Origin of the sequence: Pseudorhodobacter antarcticus (assembly GCF_900110135.1) — a bacterium.
Classification (GTDB): domain Bacteria; phylum Pseudomonadota; class Alphaproteobacteria; order Rhodobacterales; family Rhodobacteraceae; genus Pseudorhodobacter; species Pseudorhodobacter antarcticus.
In genome coordinates this window covers 1-1,466 of record NZ_FOCO01000110.1, presented here as the reverse complement: position 1 = coordinate 1,466, position 1,466 = coordinate 1, and the positions used below count along the sequence as shown (strand labels likewise).

Here is a 1,466-nt window from a genome sequence, read left to right as displayed (position 1 = left end):
ACGCCCATTACAGAAGTCGTGGGATAAGTCTGTCCGGGGATAGGGGAACCCTCACCGTCAGACCATTTGTGCAACAGAGCCACGACGCTCCCCAAAGTCAGCACCAAGAACCACTTCGTTGGCTTGTTGCTGCGCGGCTGTAGGCACCTTTCCAGACAGTTTCATCTGCTGAGCCAGTTCCAAATGAGCGCCAGTCTCATCCTCAACGGAAAGAACTTCGAACCCTACAGTCGCAAAAACATCGATGAGGATTTCGCGCGTCTGAACATGGCTGCCCTCAACGCTCCGCGACCAAGGCAAAGGGTAGTGTGGGTTTCCAGCTGCCTCGGTGACCTCGGTCCAGAGCAACCGACCTCCGGGCTTCAAAACACGGAAGCATTCGCTTAGGACCGCCGACTTGTCCGCGAGGTTCATGCCGACATAAAAGCTATAGGCGTGGTCAAAAGTATCGGCGGCGAAGGGAAGCTTTGCGGCATTGGCCTCAACGAATGAGAGCAAGTCGCCGAGGTTGCACAAAGTGGAAATTTCTTTCGCAGCCAAAATAAAATCTGGCGTCAGGTCGATGCCAGTAATTCGACATCCAAAGGTGCTTGCAAAGTAGCGAGCCGGTCCTCCGACGCCCGATCCGATATCCAAAAGATGTTCCTCTTTCGTCGGATTCAATCTTGCAGCGTGTTCTTGCGTCGCAAGCAATTCGCGACCGTGCAGTTGGTCAAAGGGAAAGACCTGCCTTGCAGTCAGCGCTGCGCCGTCGTCATGCGACCAGGGGACCGCTGCAAGGATACGCGCCACGATATCGGTCGCTCCATAGTGCTCTTGAACCGAAGGTGTCATGAAGCGCGACCTTGACGTGCACCCGGCTTCTCGGCCTTGGTTCTGGCGAACATCCAGAACATCAATAGGGTGCCCAAAACGACGATCATGGAACCGGGAGGAGCCAATACCCCGCGACCGCCACGGTCGATGTCATATTTTCCCGCCACCAAGACAATTGCGCCGATTTGGTAGACTGCAAACTGCGGTATGGCCAATTTGTTTTCCAGCAGTGATGGCCAGTTGCGATAGATGAGACCGAATAGCACGGAGACGACGAACCCGAGTAAGTTGGCGTGTGCATGCGAGTTGGAAAACTGCAGTTGGTCCGTGATGCCAAGATAGATCCCGAACACCATGCCAAAGATCAGCCAAACGAAACCTGCTAATATATAGGATACGATCAATCTTCACGACCTAACACTCCCATTTTAGAAGCTGGCCGCTGGTCACGCACACAAGCACGTGGTCAGACAGTCTCATTGATGCTGCGCCTGATTCAGAATTTTGACAATTGAAATTTTCGACCAGATTTGATGGTTAGCAGCGGACAGCGCAAAGCTTGTCTTATGAAGGTCCCAGCTTTTGTGCGAAACAAGAGCCACAGACAAGCATTTTGAAATGCTTGTCTGTGGTGGTGGTTGGATCGTTTA

The 1,466-nt window shown here is 52.9% G+C and carries 2 protein-coding genes; both read right to left on the bottom strand.

The genetic code is table 11. The features are described from left to right. Window positions 1–57: 57 nt before the first annotated feature. Window positions 58–834 carry a class I SAM-dependent methyltransferase gene (locus tag BMY36_RS19105; protein ID WP_050520621.1) on the bottom strand — a complete coding sequence of 259 codons (777 nt, stop codon included), beginning with the start codon at window positions 832–834 and terminating at the stop codon, window positions 58–60. Beyond that, window positions 831–1,220 carry a hypothetical protein gene (locus BMY36_RS19100; RefSeq protein ID WP_050520620.1) on the bottom strand — a complete coding sequence of 130 codons (390 nt, stop codon included), beginning with the start codon at window positions 1,218–1,220 and terminating at the stop codon, window positions 831–833. The genes BMY36_RS19105 and BMY36_RS19100 overlap by 4 nt, the downstream gene beginning before the upstream one ends. Window positions 1,221–1,466 lie beyond the last annotated feature (246 nt).

Bases quoted from the DNA above. Each gene is read 5' to 3' on its own strand.
- BMY36_RS19105 (WP_050520621.1), bottom strand. From the start codon at position 834: ATGACACCTTCGGTTCAAGAGCACTATGGAGCGACCGATATCGTGGCG.